The organism is Novosphingopyxis iocasae (genome assembly GCF_014334095.1).
Taxonomy (GTDB): domain Bacteria; phylum Pseudomonadota; class Alphaproteobacteria; order Sphingomonadales; family Sphingomonadaceae; genus Novosphingopyxis; species Novosphingopyxis iocasae.
This window is the reverse complement of sequence record NZ_CP060495.1, coordinates 822,458-837,839: the sequence shown is the minus strand read 5'-3', so window position 1 is coordinate 837,839 and position 15,382 is coordinate 822,458. Positions and strand designations below refer to the sequence as shown.

At 62.8% G+C, this 15,382-nt stretch carries 15 protein-coding genes; 7 read left to right on the top strand and 8 right to left on the bottom strand.

The genetic code is table 11. The features are described 5' to 3' along the window. Positions 1–4: 4 nt before the first annotated feature. Entirely contained in the window at positions 5–280 is a 276-nt protein-coding gene (locus H7X45_RS03920; protein ID WP_187336248.1) for a DUF1467 family protein, read from the top strand. 7 nt (positions 281–287) lie between these two features. Here the strand turns inward: H7X45_RS03920 and H7X45_RS03915 are convergent, their stop codons facing one another. Next, positions 288–2,564, bottom strand: coding sequence for a coiled-coil domain-containing protein (locus tag H7X45_RS03915; protein WP_187336247.1), 2,277 nt, complete (start codon positions 2,562–2,564; stop codon positions 288–290). Between the two features lie 54 nt (positions 2,565–2,618). Between H7X45_RS03915 and H7X45_RS03910 the strand changes: the two genes are divergently transcribed. The 4 genes from H7X45_RS03910 to H7X45_RS03895 all read left to right on the top strand — a co-directional run bounded on the left by H7X45_RS03910 (position 2,619) and on the right by H7X45_RS03895 (position 6,432). Beyond that, the gene (locus tag H7X45_RS03910; RefSeq protein WP_187336246.1) at positions 2,619–2,909 is read left to right on the top strand and encodes an Hpt domain-containing protein; all 291 of its coding nucleotides are present in this window, start codon (positions 2,619–2,621) and stop codon (positions 2,907–2,909) included. Positions 2,910–2,985: 76 nt separating this feature from the next. Continuing rightward, complete coding sequence (locus H7X45_RS03905; protein ID WP_187336245.1) at positions 2,986–4,131, top strand: hypothetical protein; 1,146 nt, start codon at positions 2,986–2,988, stop codon at positions 4,129–4,131. Between the two features lie 47 nt (positions 4,132–4,178). Continuing rightward, positions 4,179–5,102 carry a hypothetical protein gene (locus H7X45_RS03900; RefSeq protein ID WP_187336244.1) on the top strand — a complete coding sequence of 308 codons (924 nt, stop codon included), beginning with the start codon at positions 4,179–4,181 and terminating at the stop codon, positions 5,100–5,102. Continuing rightward, positions 5,095–6,432 (top strand): sensor histidine kinase, encoded by a 1,338-nt coding sequence (locus H7X45_RS03895; RefSeq protein ID WP_187336243.1) that lies wholly within the window; start codon positions 5,095–5,097, stop codon positions 6,430–6,432. Before H7X45_RS03900 ends, H7X45_RS03895 begins: the two co-directional genes overlap by 8 nt. A 23-nt stretch (positions 6,433–6,455) precedes the next feature. On the opposite strand, the gene H7X45_RS03890 is transcribed toward H7X45_RS03895, so the two are convergent. Beyond that, positions 6,456–7,742, bottom strand: coding sequence for a citrate synthase (locus H7X45_RS03890; protein ID WP_187336242.1), 1,287 nt, complete (start codon positions 7,740–7,742; stop codon positions 6,456–6,458). Between the two features lie 422 nt (positions 7,743–8,164). On the opposite strand from H7X45_RS03890, the gene H7X45_RS03885 reads away from it, so the two are divergent. Further along, positions 8,165–10,156 (top strand): ComEC/Rec2 family competence protein, encoded by a 1,992-nt coding sequence (locus H7X45_RS03885; RefSeq protein ID WP_246449650.1) that lies wholly within the window; start codon positions 8,165–8,167, stop codon positions 10,154–10,156. 22 nt (positions 10,157–10,178) lie between these two features. On the opposite strand, the gene lexA is transcribed toward H7X45_RS03885, so the two are convergent. From lexA to H7X45_RS03855, 6 genes are all read right to left on the bottom strand, one after another. Continuing rightward, a complete protein-coding gene (lexA, locus tag H7X45_RS03880) occupies positions 10,179–10,865 on the bottom strand; it encodes a transcriptional repressor LexA (protein ID WP_187336240.1) in 687 nt (228 codons plus the stop codon). A 70-nt stretch (positions 10,866–10,935) separates the two neighbouring features. After that, the gene (locus tag H7X45_RS03875) at positions 10,936–12,114 is read right to left on the bottom strand and encodes a molybdopterin molybdotransferase MoeA (RefSeq protein ID WP_187336239.1); all 1,179 of its coding nucleotides are present in this window, start codon (positions 12,112–12,114) and stop codon (positions 10,936–10,938) included. Beyond that, entirely contained in the window at positions 12,114–12,584 is a 471-nt protein-coding gene (moaC, locus tag H7X45_RS03870) for a cyclic pyranopterin monophosphate synthase MoaC (protein ID WP_187336238.1), read from the bottom strand. The genes H7X45_RS03875 and moaC overlap by 1 nt, the downstream gene beginning before the upstream one ends. Further along, on the bottom strand, positions 12,577–13,365 hold the full coding sequence (trpC, locus tag H7X45_RS03865) for an indole-3-glycerol phosphate synthase TrpC (RefSeq protein ID WP_187336237.1): 789 nt from the start codon (positions 13,363–13,365) through the stop codon (positions 12,577–12,579). The genes moaC and trpC overlap by 8 nt, the downstream gene beginning before the upstream one ends. 8 nt (positions 13,366–13,373) lie before the next feature. After that, positions 13,374–14,363, bottom strand: a complete 990-nt coding sequence (gene trpD, locus H7X45_RS03860; RefSeq protein ID WP_187336236.1) for an anthranilate phosphoribosyltransferase — start codon at positions 14,361–14,363, stop codon at positions 13,374–13,376. A 43-nt stretch (positions 14,364–14,406) separates the two neighbouring features. Next, a complete protein-coding gene (locus H7X45_RS03855; RefSeq protein ID WP_187336235.1) occupies positions 14,407–15,000 on the bottom strand; it encodes an anthranilate synthase component II in 594 nt (197 codons plus the stop codon). Positions 15,001–15,080: 80 nt separating this feature from the next. On the opposite strand from H7X45_RS03855, the gene H7X45_RS03850 reads away from it, so the two are divergent. After that, positions 15,081–15,380, top strand: coding sequence for a polyhydroxyalkanoic acid system family protein (locus H7X45_RS03850; RefSeq protein WP_187336234.1), 300 nt, complete (start codon positions 15,081–15,083; stop codon positions 15,378–15,380). The last annotated feature ends 2 nt before the right edge of the window (positions 15,381–15,382 follow it).

Sequence of the window (15,382 nt, the reverse complement as noted above, 5' to 3'; positions counted from 1 at the left end):
CGCCATGCAACTGACCTCGGTCATTGCAATTTATGTTCTGTTCTGGTGCCTGACCCTGTTCGTGGTGCTGCCGTTCGGGCTGCGCACGCATGACGAACTGGGGCATGAAAAGGTGCCCGGACAGGCGGATAGCGCACCCGCCAATGCCTCTGCCTGGAAGATCATCCTGCGCACAACCGTGGTGGCCGGACTGTTGTTCGGTCTGTTTTACCTGAATTATGTGTACGGGTGGATCGAGGCGAAGGACATGGACTTCTTCGCCCCGCTGCGTGAGGGCTGATAGGGCTTCAGGTACGCAGCCGTTCAATCGCCTGCGCCAGCGCCACATAAAGCTTGCCGACATCGGAGCTTAGCAGAGTCACGCTGATGGCGCTGCCGTCGCGCGTGCTCATGAGGCTGCGCATGATGCTCTCGAAATCGTGAATGTAGCGGTTCACCTGGCCGCGGAATTCGGCATCTTCCTCATAATGCTGGGCGACTACGCGCACTTCGCCTGCGTCCAGCAGGCGCACCGCGCGCCGGGTGAACACGCCGCGATCGCCCTTTAGATAAGCCGCCCAGGCCGTGTCGGTCACTTCGTTCGAAAGCAATTTGGCCACGTCGATGGAGGTCGAATTGAGCGATTCGGTCAGCAGCAGCATGCGCCGTGCAAAGGCATCGTCATCGATACCGTCGAACTGCTCATGCGCCCGCTCCAGCCGCACCTCCAGGTTCGATGTCATCAGTTCCAGCTTGGCCAGTCGCGTCTGTAAAAGCTGGGTCGTCTCGTCCGATCGCTCCAGAGCGGCGCGGACCAACGCGTCCCACTGCGCTGCGCCGTCCGCCATTTCCTCTTCTACCGCCGCAGACAGCGTTTCGCCGGTCCGCAGACGTAGGGTTTCGGCGGACTGCTCAACAACACCATCAAGCGCGCTGCGCGCATGGTCCGCCGCTTCGATCGAGCGATCGCGAACCTGCTCGACCGATTGGGAAAGCCGCGTTTCGACATCTTCGGCCAGACGTTGCAGAGCGCCGCGCGCCTCCATCAGCGCGCGTTCCAGAGCTTCGCCGTCTGCGCGCCGCTCGGCAAAGGCTGCGCCGCTGTCTGCAAGCAGCTGTTCGATTTCCTGGCGGTGCTCGGCCAGAAGCGAACCAAATGCAGCCGTCCTCTCTGCAAGCTCGCGGCTCGTGCCATCGATACCGTCTACGGTTCCCGAAAGGTCCTGCGCGCTTTGCTGGGTTTCTTCTATGCGCAGATTGAGCCGCTCGACACTCGGGTGCAGCGCATTTTCGCTCTGCTGCACGACGCCATCCAGAAGCGTTTTCAGCCGCTCCATGTGGTCGCCGAGGCCGCTCAGCGCGCCGTCATTCTGCATGATGCGATTGCTCAGCGCATCGCTATTTTCCAGCGCCGCCGAGATCGCAAAAGCGATCCGCGCCGTGGCATCGCTGCCGGTCTTGTCCAGCTCTGCGATCCTAGCGCGTGCTTTGTCTGCGCTTTCGTCAATTTCCATTGCGAGCCGTGAAATCCGATCGCCTTGCTCGCCGCCGCGTTGTCCGACATCGACGATCGCATCGTCCAGTTTCCCAAGCTGTGTGCGCAGGCTGTCTGCTGTCTCGATAGCGAGCCGCCGCTGCCGGTCCGCGCTGTCGTCCAGGCTCGCGAGCATATCTGCGATGGCCGATTGCATGGCCGCTTTCAGATTGCTGCCGGCGTCTTGCGCGGTTTGCAGGAAGGATTCGATTCGCTGCTCGCTCGACGTGCCATGCTCGCCGATCGCCTCATGCGCTTCTTCGGAGCGCTGCGCCAGCATATCGATCGCCTCACCAAGCCGCGCGCCTGCTTCCTCCACCTCGGCAGACCGGCGGAGCAATTCTTCCACCTGCTGATGGGCGGCGGATCCGGCTGCCGCGATTTGGTTCGTGACATCCTTGGCCGTGCTGGTGACGACGGGCAGATGATTGCGCAGGCGCTCCAGATTGCCATTGGCGTTGTTGCTGACCGCGTCGAGCGCTTCTGCCTGACGAACGCTTTCCCCAAAGGCCGATTGCAGCGTCTCCGCCGCCTCGCGAATATCGCGTGCCCGGGTACGGCCCAGCATGTCGAGCTCGCGCGCTTGTTCGGCAAGGAACTCGCGCGCAAGGCTGATTTCATTGTTGATCGCCTGAACCCGGTTTTGAAGCGCATTGCCCGAGCGATGCATCGCCGTGGATACATCTACGAATCGCTTTGCCTCACGATGGCTGGTGCGCAGCACGAGAAGCCAGATCAGGCCGATCAACAGCAGCGGCACTGTCCAGCCCGTGATCAGCTCACCGACACGGGCCGGGGCGGGCAGGTTGGTTAGCTCGGGCCAATGGGCGAACAGAAAAAATCCGGTCCACGCAACTGAGAGCACGATCAGCAGGATCGGTACGATCGATGTCGAGCGTTCAATCTCCGGTTCGTCCACCCACTGTTCTTCTGGATGGGCCAGCTGCGAATCGGTTGCCGGGGCAGCTTGCGCCTCCTGATCCGCGAAATACTCGTCACGCTCGCCGACTTGCATGTGCTTTTGCCCCACCCGTAAACCGGGGGCGATCATAGTCTCTCGCCATCGAAACGCAAAGTTAACCCTGCCGCGTCTAGGATCATCCTTATGTCCTATGACAATGGAGCATTGGATGCCGCGCTGTCCCAGGCAGCAGGCAACGACCCGGATTTGATGGGTGAGCTGCGCCGCGCTTTCGAGGAGAGTACGCGGAGGCAGATCGACCTGATGTCCCGCGCCCGCTGTGATGCCAACTGGATTTACGCTGCGCTCAGACTGAAGGGCATCGCTGCCAGTTTCGGTGCCAGTGAGGTGCAGCGGCTCGCCGAGGAAGCGGCTGAGGGTGCGCCTGGCGATCCCGTCGTGCTGCGCGAGCTTCGTGATACCATCGAAAGCTGAGACGGTGACCCGTTCGGGCCGCTCGCACGTTGCAAGGCAGCCGCGCGGCATCTAGAGCCGCGGTCGGAGGCCGATATTGGAAAAATTCGCAATCCTGTCGCTCGTCGCGGATCAGGCGAACGCGCGCGCTACGATGTTCGGGCGCTCATTGATCGATCATCTGATATTCGGGCTGGAACGCAGCGGTGTGCGCCGGTTCCTGTTGACCGGAGACGTGCCGGCGACGGAGGCCGCCCGATTGGTGGACCGGATCAAGGCGAAGGGTTTGGGCGCATCCTTTCATCGGTCGCTGGGCGAACTTGATGCCGTCCTCCCGGCGGAAGCGCGCCTCGTCCTCGTCGCTGGGGACGCATGGATCGCGCCGGAGGCCTTCGGGCAACTTCTGCAATACGACAAGGCCGTGTTGGTGACCGAAGGGCGTGGCTGGGAGCGGATCGACCGAGACCATTTCTGGGCAGGGGCCGCAGTGTGCGGTCGGCGCGGGGTTTCCGCCGGTGCCGATCTGCCGGATGGCTGGGATATCGTTTCGACCCTGTTGCGCCAGCTCGCTCAGGATGGCGCGCGGCGGATCCATGTGGATACCGACGACAAGGTGCCAGCGCCCGTCCGCGTCGATTCGGAGGAGATCGCCCGGCGCACTGAGCGCATGGCGCTTAGCCGGAATGAGGCGCCGCATTGGCTGGACCGCTTCGTTACCCACCCGATCGCGTCCGGCCTTCTCGGCTTCGTCAGGAAACAGATACGGTGGCGTAAGCCGCTGGGATGGTTGCCGGTCGCCGTCGGCCTTCTGGGCACCATCGCGGGATATCTCGGTGCGGTTGCAGGCGTGGGCGCTGCAGCCCTTGCTGCGCTGGTCCTGGAGCGGGCGCTAAGGCGGATCGATCCGGATTGGCATCCGGGCGAAGCCGCTGAATGGCGCAGCGGCTTCACCTTCGCGCTGGTGGGGGCATCGCTACTGCTGCTGTCGCGACGTGGGGATATCGGTTGGATACCGTGCGCGGCGCTGCTGCTGTCTGCCGCGATCTGCGCGGCCGCCGATCTCGATGATCGATGGCGCGCGATCGTGCCGAACCTGCCTGTTACGGCGCTAATCCTGCTGGTGCTCAGTCTGGCGCTTGGACCGATGGCGATCGATTATACCGTGCTCGCCTGCCTCGCGGCGCTAACGGCAGAGCGCTGGGCAAGTTTTCGTGCGCGGCGAACAGCCTTAAAGCGAAATTAACGCAAAGTCCCTAGGTCCGGAGCCGGTACCATAAGGGCGATACGAATTTGGCGAACGATCGAGTGCCATCAATTACGCCGCTTCAAGAAGCGGAGCGCATCGATCGCGAGCAGCCGGCCTTGCTCGCGGACCTTGGTGCGCGCTTGTTTCCCCGTTCACAAATCGTGCTGGACGAGGCGACTATTGCCTCGGCACGTGCCATCCTGTTCACGCTGGTCGGCCGGATCGAGGCCGGATTGACCGGCGAGGACCGAAATATCGCCTGGCCGGTAATCGAACGCAACGGACTGCCGCAGGACAGCGCGTTGCTCGCTTTTCTCCTCGCCCATGCAAGCTGGCTGCGGCTTGTACAGCGTGTGGGAGGCGGTGCGGCGCAGCGGTCGAATATCTGGCTGGCGGGCCTTGCGGCGGAAGATGACGGGATGCTTGGCCGGAGCGCACTCGATCTGCTCTCGGCGCGCAGCCGTCCGGTGCCGGAACGGTTGTCCGGTTACCGCGATCTTCCCGCGCCACTTTTTCGACAGCTGGTCAAGCAAGTCGACGCCGCCCTGACACTGGAGCCGGGCAGCGACATGCCATCAAACGCCGCGGATCTGATCGCGGGCTACAATGAGGCCGATGGCCTGCCGTATCTTGCCGTGCGCTCGGCCGCCCAACTCGCTTCGGCCGGAAACACGACCGAAATGCGACAGCCCGAGAAGGCTGGAATGGACCTTTTTGCAGGATGGCTCGCCACAGAACTGGATGCTGGCTGGTATGACGTGGTCCGCATTTTGGGCGAAGGCGGCGTCCGGCTCATGCTCTTGCTTCGCGCTGCCGGCTTCGGGCTGGACGAGGCGGGAGCGCTGATCGACCAATTGGGCGACCCCGATAACGCGCGCGCGCTGCGCTCTTATGCTGAGATCGATCGGCAGGCGGCTCGCCGCGTGCTTTTTGCACGCAATTCTGCGCCGGAGCAGGCGCATGCGTAGTCTCGCGCTGCACGAACCGATTTGCGGCACCTGCGGCCCGGACGGCGAGCTGCTGTCGGCGGATCTTCCGCTGCGCCGCTTGCAGCTGCGCGCCGGCGGGGACGACGGTGGAACGATCGCCTTGCCCGGTCTCCTCGCTCTGTGCCGTGAAGCCGCCCGTCTGGGCATGAAGCTTGCACGGCGGATCGAGGCGAGCGATGCGGACAATGATTATCGCTTTCTTGTCGAAACCGCGCCGGGGGATGACGGGAATGTGGACTTCTGCATCCTTTCTTGGTCCGAAGCCGCACGTGACCAAAGACCGGACGCCGCGCCGCGTTTCACGCTTTCGCCTGCGAACCATGAAGTCGGCTTCCAGCTCGATTCCGGTCTCAATCTAATCTCCTGCGATTTAGGAGCTGTAGAAGAGCTGCCTTCGCCCGAAATTGGTAGCGCGTTGACCGATTGGCTTACTCTGCTTCCCGATGAAGCAAGCCGGATGCCGATGCTTGCGGCGGTGGCCGAGCGGCAAACGTTTCGCGGGCAGGGGGCGAAGATTGCTGATCGGAACGCGCAGCTGTCCGGCCATCCGATGCTTGCAGCAAGGGGTGAATTTGCAGGCTATGTCTGCACGCTGGAATTGCTTGCCGCGGAAGCCAAAGACGAAGAACCGCCATCGCTGGCCCCTTTTCCGGCGCAGCTGGTCGGTCCAAAGCTGCAACGGCCGCTCGACCGCATCGTCGCCAATGCCGAGACCATTCATGCGCAGATCGAAGGCCCGATCCGCGCCAACTATGCGGGCTATGCGCGTGATATCGCGTCCGCTGCCAGCCATCTCAAAGGGCTAGTAGGCGACTTCGGCGATCTGGAGGCGGTTGAAAACGCGCAGTTCGCGCTCGATTGCGAACGCATCGACTGCAGTGAACTCGCTCGGCGCGCTGCCGGATTGCTCTCCGTTCGCGCCGCCGATCATAATATCACCATCCAAGCGCCGTCAGAGTCCGACAGTTTGCAAGCCACGGGCGAATATCGCCGCGTGTTGCAAATCCTCGTAAACCTGATCGGCAACGCCGTACGCTATGCGCCGGACGGCACGCAGGTGACGGTGGAAACTGAGACTTCAGAAAACGACGAGCCTTGCATCGTGGTTGCCGATCAAGGCAGTGGACTGACCGACGAACAGCGCACGAAGGTGTTCGAGAAGTTCGAGCGTCTCGGTCGTTCAGGTGATGGCGGCAGCGGCCTTGGGCTCTACATCTCGCGCCGCTTAGCCCGTGCCATGGGCGGGGATCTGAGGGCAGTAGAAGCGGACGAAGGCGCCCGCTTCGTGCTAAATTTGCCCCCGGCCTGAACCGGGGGCAGGGGGAAAGCGCCTCAGCGCTCTCCCATCATCACATAGTCGCGCTGTGCCGGGCCGGTGTACAGCTGGCGCGGACGACCGATAGTCTGACCGGGATCGGAGATCATCTCGTTCCACTGCGCCACCCAGCCGACCGTACGGGCCAGGGCGAAGAGCGCGGTAAACATGCTGGTCGGGAATCCGATCGCCGAGAGGATGATGCCCGAATAGAAATCGACGTTCGGGAAGAGCTTCTTCTCTTTGAAATAATCGTCGTTCAGCGCCATTTCCTCAAGCTGCAACGCGGTTTCGAACACCGGATCGCTCACATTCATGGCGTGGAAAACCTCGCGCACGGTCTTCTGCATCACCGTCGCGCGCGGATCATAATTCTTGTAGACGCGATGGCCGAAGCCCATCAGGCGGAAGGGGTCGTTCTTATCCTTCGCGCGCTCGATGAATTCCGGGATGCGATCGGGCGTGCCGATCTCATGCAGCATATTAAGCGCTGCCTCGTTCGCGCCGCCATGGGCCGGACCCCACAGGCAAGCTATACCCGCCGCGATGCAGGCGAACGGATTGGCGCCCGAAGAGCCGGCCAGTCGCACCGTCGAAGTCGAAGCGTTCTGCTCATGGTCCGCATGCAGGATGAAGATACGGTCCATGGCGCGCTCGATCACCGGATCGACCTCATAGGGCTCGGCTGGAACGCCGAACGTCATGCGCAGGAAGTTGCCGGTGTAGGAAAGGCTGTTGTCGGGATAGACGAAGGGCTGACCGATCGAATATTTGTACGCCCAAGCCGCGATCGTCGGCATCTTGGCGATCAGGCGATGGCTGGAGATCATCCGATGCTGCGGATCGTGGATGTCCGTGCTGTCATGATAGAACGCACTGAGGGCACCGACGACACCGCACATCACCGCCATCGGATGCGCGTCGCGTCGGAAGCCGCTGAACAGCTGGCGCAGCTGCTCATGCAGCATGGTGTGACGCGTGATCGTCCAGGAGAACTTGTCCAGCTCGTCGCTCTGCGGAAGTTCGCCGTTCAACAGAAGGTAGCAGACCTCCATGAAGTTGGAATGCTCCGCCAACTGGCCGATCGGGTAACCGCGGTGGAGGAGGACGCCCTCCTCGCCATCGATGAAGGTCAGTCCGGATTCGCAGCTTGCGGTCGATTTAAAACCGGGATCGAACGTGAACATGTCCGTCTTGCCGTACAGCGAACGGATGTCGAAAACGCTGGGTCCTTCGGTGCCATGAAGCACGGGGAACTCCTGCGTTTCGCCTTTCAGGTCCAGTTTGGCGACATCGTCGGTCATGCGGTTCTCCGTTAATGATATGATCTGGGCCCAAAAGGTCCCTTCATGAATGTGCGAACGCAGCAGAGGCGCATTGGTGTCATTCGATGGGCCATACCGCTCGCCTGAAAGGCGTTTCGCTTGCCAAGGGAAATGAAGCTTGCGGGGCATCAGGTCAAGAGTGATGCACCGCACAATTCCGCCGGGAATTAGCGCTGCGCGCCATTGATGCTTCGTGCTAGCATTACCGGGCGATGGGGGACGCAGTCAGACAGCATGAGAACGGGCGGTCATTCGGATTGCCTTCATGGCCGCGCGCGTTACGAGCGCGTGTCGAAAGCCTGCTCGAAGCGGAGCGCGAGCAGCTGCCGCTATGGGTAGTGGTCGCTTTCGGCGCGGGCATTGCGGCGTGGTTTGCCTTTGGAGACGCCGTGCTGGCACCAATGCTGCTGGCGGCCGCTGCACTTTTCCTATGGGGATACGGCTTCGGTCTCGACAGCCGGATCGGCGCCGCAATGGCCATCATCGGCTTGTGCCTGAGCCTCGGCGCGGCCGATATCGCCTGGCAGGCCCGCACGGCAGATCCGGAGCCGTTGGCCAAACCTTTTTTCGGACCGATCATGGGAGAGGTGATCGATTCAGAACAATTTCCGGCGCGGCAAATCCTGCGCTGGACGATCCGACCTACCCAACCAACCGGATTGCCGTCCCAGATCAGGCTGAACGCGCCGGCGACGCTTGAAAATGAGGGGGTGCGGGAGGGGGCGATCGTCCGGGCGAAAGCGCGCCTGATGCCGCCACCCGGCCCTGCCATTCCCGGCGCTTACGACTTCGCAGAGCGCGCCTGGTTCGATGGTCTGGGCGCCACTGGCAGCGTCATCAGCGACATCGACATTCTGAAGGGCGGCGCAAAGCAGGGGGTGCTTGCGCAGTGGCGCTCCGCGCTGGCGCGCCATGTGCGTGGACAGATGGAGGGCGGGGCGGGCTCCCTCGGCGCAACGCTGGCTACCGGCGACCGAGGCGCCATCGACGAAACCGATGCGGAGGCGATGCGACGGAGCGGAATGGCGCACCTGCTTTCGATCAGCGGCTTGCACGTGACCGCCGTGGTCGGCGCATTCTATCTGATCGTGAGCCGTTTGCTGGCGCTCATCGCGCCGCTTGCGCTTCGGATTTCGGTGCCGCTCGTCGCGGCAGGCGCGGCTGCAGTGGCAGCGATCGGGTATACGCTGCTGACCGGGGCGGAAGTGCCCACGATCCGCGCCTGCGTGGCCACTTTGCTCGTCCTGATCGCGATGGCCCTGGGCCGACAGCCGATCAGCCTGCGCATGATTGCGGCGGGCGCGCTTCTCGTGCTGTGCCTTTGGCCGGAATCGCTGACGGGTCCAAGCTTCCAGCTGAGTTTTGCTGCGGTGACCGCGATTGTTGCGCTACACGAATGGCCGGTAATGAAGCGCTTCGTGGCCCGCGCGGAACGCGGGCGCTTGTCGCGCGCCGTGCGGTTCGTGGCCGCATTGTTCTTCACGGGACTTGTTGTCGAAATCGTCTTGATGCCAATCGCGATGTATCATTTTCACAAAGCGGGGCTCTACGGGCCATTTGCCAATGTTCTGGCGATCCCGCTCACCACCTTCGTGGTGATGCCGCTGGAAGCGTTGGCCCTGTTTCTGGATATCGCCGGATTGGGCGCCCCGGTCTGGTACTTATGTGAACGGGCGCTCCAACTGCTGCTCGGCATTGCTCATGTCACGGCGAACCAGCCTGGATCGGTCGCGACATTGCCGTCGATGGCACCCTCAGCGTTCGGGCTCATGATCGCCGGGGGCTTGATCCTCTTTCTGTTGAAAACCCAGCTTAGGATAATCGGGATTTTCCCAATTGCTGTGGGAGCTGTAATGGCCCTCACGACGCCGATGCCCGATCTGTTGATTACCGCCGACGGACGACATGTGGCGTTCTCGGATGGGCAGGGCGGCATCGCGCTGCTGCGCGGAAGCGCGGGGGAGTATGTGCGCGGGCTGCTCGGAGAAAATGCCGGATCGGATCGGGAGGCTTCTGCCATCGTGGACGCTCGGAATGCGCGCTGTTCGAATGACATCTGCGTTGTGCAGCTGCGGCGGGGAGGGCGTTTGTGGACGGTCGGGGCGACCCGCAGCGGTTACTTGGTGCCCTCGATGGAATTGGCCGCCTTTTGCAGGCGCGTCGATATCATGATCAGCGATCGGCGATTGCCCTATAATTGCCGGCCGTCCTGGCTGAAGATAGACCGCACGAGTTTGGCCAGGTCGGGCGGGTTGTCGATCGATCTATCCCGCCCCGCTATCCAAACAGTTGCCGAGCGGACCGCTCATCTGCCGTGGAGCACGCTCAAAAGCGGAACCTCGGCACGAATACGGCCGGCAAATCTGCCGGCCGCACCGTCGATCAGGAATTGAGCCACGTCCCAAGACGTGATGATCAGTGATAGCGCCGCAGGAGGCCTGCCAGCTTGCCCTGAATCTCGACCTCGTCATCACGATAATATTGCGGTTCGTAGCTGCTGTTGGCGGGATCCAGTCGGATGCGACCGCCATCATGCTGCAGATATTTGAGCGTCGCGTCCTCACCTCGCACCAGCGCGACCACAATATCGCCGTCGCGGGCGGTCTGCGTGCGCTGGATCAGCGCATAATCGCCATCGAAGATGCCCGCCTCGACCATGGAGTCGCCCGAGACTTCAAGCGCATAATGTTCGCCTGTGCCGAGCAGCGCCAAGGGTACGGAGAGAGAGCTTTGCCCTTCCATCGCCTCGATCGGCACACCCGCTGCAATGCGGCCGTGAAGCGGAATCTCGACGACATCGTTGGCCGCCACCGGGATCGCGCCAGCAGGGCGGCTCGATTTGGCCAAAGGCGAGGCACCGCTCAGCTGCACCGGCGCTGCATTACCGCGCTCTGGAATTTTCAGCACCTCGAGCGCGCGCGCGCGGTTCGGCAAACGGCGGATAAATCCGCGCTCTTCCAAGGCGCTGATGAGGCGATGCACGCCCGACTTGCTCTTGAGATCGAGGGCTTCCTTCATTTCTTCAAAGGACGGGGAAATCCCGCCCTCTTCGAGACGCTGATGGATGAAGGTCAGCAGCTCATGCTGCTTGGCGGTGAGCATCGATCAATCTCCCATTTCCGAACATATGCGGAACGTTTAGGAAACCAACAGGCGCCCGTCAAGCAATTCATTATCCTATCGCAATGTAATCCACGATATCGCCGACCGGCTTCGCCTTCGCACCCACCGGCCATTCGATCAGAGCGTCAGCGATGGCAAGCGAGCTAATCAGGCCGCTCGATTGCTTTGCGAGTGGCATGATACCGTCTTGGGTGAGCCGGGCGCGCAGAAATTCGGTCCGCTTTCCCCCGTCCGCGATCGGCCCGAGGAGACGTGCGCTGCCGGTGCGGGGCAGGGGACTTGCCGCCCCGCTCAGATGACGCAGCAGCGGGAGCAGAAACAGCGTTGCAGTAACGAAAGCCGAGCCGGGATTTCCTGGAAGGCCAAGCAAGACCTGCCGTTTCTTCCGGCCCGCCAAAAGCGGTTTGCCCGGCTTCATCGCCACTTTCCAGAATTCGATGTCGGACCCTTCGGCGATCAGCGAGCCTTTGACATGGTCATGCTCTCCAACCGATGCGCCGCCGACGGTGACGAGCACGTCTGCATCTTTTGCTTCCCGGATCGCGGCGCGGACCGCCTCTTCGCTGTCGGCAACGGCGTGGACCATCCGAATATCGGCGCATAGCCTATCGACCATCGCGGACAGCATCGGGCCATTGCTGTTGTAAATCTGTTCTGCCGCCGCATCGCTGCCGGGCTCGGCCAGTTCATCGCCGGTCGAGAGAATGACGAGTGACGGACGTTTTCCCACGATCACCGAGCCTATGCCTGCGCTGATCGCTAGAGCCAGTGCGCCGGGGGTCAACAGATCGCCCGCTTTCAGAAGGGTTTCCGCTGACCTGAAATCTCCGCCGGCGCGCCGGATGTGACGGCCCTGTTCGCCGGGGCCTTCGCCGTTCAGATGAACCTTGTCGCCATCGCGCTCGGCATCCTCTCGCACGAGCACGGTATCCGCGCCTGCCGGGATGAGAGCGCCGGTCGAGATGGCGACGGCTTGAGAGGCAACGATGGTGCCGTCGAACGGTGATCCGGCCCGCGATTCTCCGATGATATCCAGCGGCCCGGGCAGATCGGCAAAGCGAATGGCGTAGCCGTCCATCGCGCTGTTGTCGGCAGGGGGCTGATCGCGCCGGGCAGCGACCGGCGCTGCGAGATAACGCCCCGCCGCGGCCGCAACCGCCAGTTTCTCCTCACCCAGTGGTTTCCCAAGCGACAGAACACGCCGCTGGGCCTCTTCCACCGTCAGCATCAGGCGGCGTGCCAGTCGCCCGACCGGCCCCCCGACTTGGCAAGCAGGCGCACCCCCTCGATGGTCATGCCCTTGTCGATCGCCTTCACCATGTCGTAGATCGTGAGAAGAGCCGCACTGACCGCGGTCAGCGCCTCCATCTCGACGCCCGTCTGCCCGCCGATCTTGACGGTGGCGCTTGCCCGGACGGCATCGTCTTCCAAGGCGAAATCGACGGTGCAGCCGCTAAGCTGCAGTGGATGGCAGAGCGGGATGATCTCAGACGTCTTCTTTGCCGCCATGATGCCCGCGATCCGCGCTGCCGCGAGAACGTCACCCTTGGGCGCGGCACCGTCGCGGATGGCCGCCAGCGCCCCGGCGCTCATCACGATCCGCCCTTCCGCGGTGGCCTGCCGCACGGTCACGTCCTTGTCGGACACGTCGACCATGCGCGCCCTTCCCGCAGCGTCGAGATGGGTCAGTTCAGCCATGAAGCAGCGCATGGGTGGCGGCCGCGATATCATCATGCCGCATCAGTGATTCGCCAACGAGGAATCGCCGGATCCCGCTGCGGCTGAGCCGTTCCAGATCGGCATGCGCATTGATACCGCTTTCCGCGATCACCACGCGCCCTTCCGGTACTTGTGCGGCAAGCCTCTCGCTGGTGGCGAGATCGGTTTCAAACGTCTTGAGGTTACGGTTGTTGATGCCGATCAGCGGTGACTTCAACTCCAGCGCGCGTTCCAGCTCCGCCTCGTCATGAACTTCGATGATCAGATCGAGCCCGAAGTCGATGGCTTCGTCTTCGATCCGCCGGGCCATGTCATCATCGACGGCCGCCATGATCAGCAGCACCGCATCCGCGCCGATCGCGCGGGCTTCGGCAACTTGCCAGGGATCGATCGTGAAATCCTTCCGCAGCGCCGGAAGCGATGCGGCGTCCCGTGCGATCCGCAGATAATCGTCATGGCCCTGGAAGAAGCGCTCATCAGTCAGCACGGAGAGGCAGGCGGCGCCCGCCTGGGCATAGGCCTCGGCCGCGCCGCGCGGATGAAAGTTCTCACGAATGACGCCCTTCGAAGGGGAGGCCTTCTTCACTTCCGCAATCAGGGCGAACCCGTTTTCGGCAGCGGCATCGAGCGCGCGCGCGAAGCCGCGAGGCTGCGGAGTTTCGCGCGCGATCAAAGCCAGTTCGCGGGCGATCCGCACCGTCTTGCGCGCAGCCACTTCCTTGCGCTTATGCGCTATGATCTCGGCCAGTTTATCGCTCATCGAATTCCTCATTGCCGTGCGATCCAGCAGTCGAGCAGCGCATTGGCAAGGCCCTTGTCGATCGCTTCCGCCGCTTCTTCCACGCCGTCCTTCCAGTTTTCGACCTCGCCGGCGACCATCAGAGCCGCGGCGCTGTTGAGCAGCACTGCATCGCGATATGCCCCGCGATTGCCCTGGAGTAGTCGGCGTAGGGCCGAAGCGTTCTCATGGGCATCTCCGCCCCTCAGCGCCTCCAGCTTGTGCGTGGGAAGGCCGGCGTCTTCAGGATGAACGGCTGCCTTCGTCACCGTGTCGCCGCGAACATGAAAGATCGTGCTGCTGCCGGAAATGGAGAGTTCGTCCAGCCCCTCATCGCCCGAAACGATCATTGCATGCTCATAGCCGAGGCGCGATGCCGCATCAGCATAGGTCGCCGCCAGATCGGGCCGCGCTACACCGATCAGATGGTTGCGGATGCGGGCCGGATTGGCGAGCGGACCCAGCATATTGAAGATCGTACGCCGGCCGATCCGTTTGCGTATGGGGGCGAGCGCTGCCAGCGCCGGATGATGCGTCGGCGCAAAGAAGAAAGCGAGGCCGAGTTCTTCCAGCGATTGCTGTGCTTCTTCGGGCGTGATCGACAGGTTCACACCGATTTCCTCAAGCGTGTCGGCAGCCCCTGTACGGCTGGTTGCAGCGCGGCTGCCATGCTTGGCGACCGGAACACCGCAAGCGGCAACGACGATCGCGACGGCGGTGGAAATGTTGACGCTGTTCGCCCCGTCTCCGCCGGTGCCGCAGACGTCGATCGCGCCGAGCGGCGCGGCGACCGGCGTCATGCGGGCGCGCATTTCACGCGCGGCTCCGGCAATCTCGTTCGCGGTTTCGCCGCGCACGGCCATACCGATCAGGAACTCGGTGATCGCGGCTTCGCCATGCTTTCCATCGAGGATGGAGGCGAAGGCGGCGGAGGCCTCGTCCTGCGAAAGCGGACGTGCGGGATCGGGAAGGGATGTCATCGGATCAGTGGCAAAGCACAGCCGCCCGCCAAATGCCAGCGTGCTATTGGGTCAGAGCTGCCGGGCGCAATCCGGCTAGCGCCATGAAATTGGCGAGAAGCGCATGGCCATGTTCGGTCGCCACGCTTTCAGGGTGGAACTGAACGCCATGGATGGGAAGCTCGGCATGGCGGAAGCCCATGACCGTGCCGTCCGGTCCGCGAGCATTGACGCGCAGCGTATCCGGCAGGCCCTCTTCGGGCACGATAAGCGAATGGTAGCGTGTTGCAGTGAAGGGGGAGGGCAGGCCCTCGAATACTCCGCTGCCGTCATGCGTGACCGGCGATGTCTTGCCGTGCATCAACCCGCCCCGCACTACCTTACCGCCACAGTGCTGGCCGATCGCCTGATGTCCGAGGCAGACGCCGAGGAGAGGGCGTTTCGCGTCAGCGCAGGCAGCGACCAGGCCAAGCGAAATCCCCGCTTGATCCGGCATCTTCGGTCCCGGCGATATCAGGAAAGCGTCCGCACCGCTCGCCATGGCCTCTTCCACCGTCAAGGCGTCGTTGCGCTCCACGCGCACATCGGCCCCCAGCTCCATCAGATAGTGGACCAGATTGAAGGTGAAGCTGTCGTAATTGTCGATGACGAGGATCATGGCAGGCGCTTTAGCCGCCAGCACGACGCGCGCCAAAGCAAAACTGGCACCGGAGGTCTTGCTGTCCTATGGAGACGCGCATGAAACCGGTGCACGCAAACATTCCCCACCAGCTCGGCAAGGCAGACGCGAAAAAGCGGCTGGAAAACGGCATGGGCAAACTTAGCGAAATGATCCCCGGAGGCGACGTGACGTCGCATCATTGGGAGGGCGACCGGCTGTTCTTTACCGCACAAGCCATGGGCCAGACGATTGCCGCCACATGCGATGTGCGCGAGGACGTTGTCGCGGTGGAACTCGATCTGCCGCCGATGCTCGCGATGTTTGCCGGCAAGATCCGCGAGAAACTGGAACGTTCCGGGCCTAAGCTACTGCAATAGAG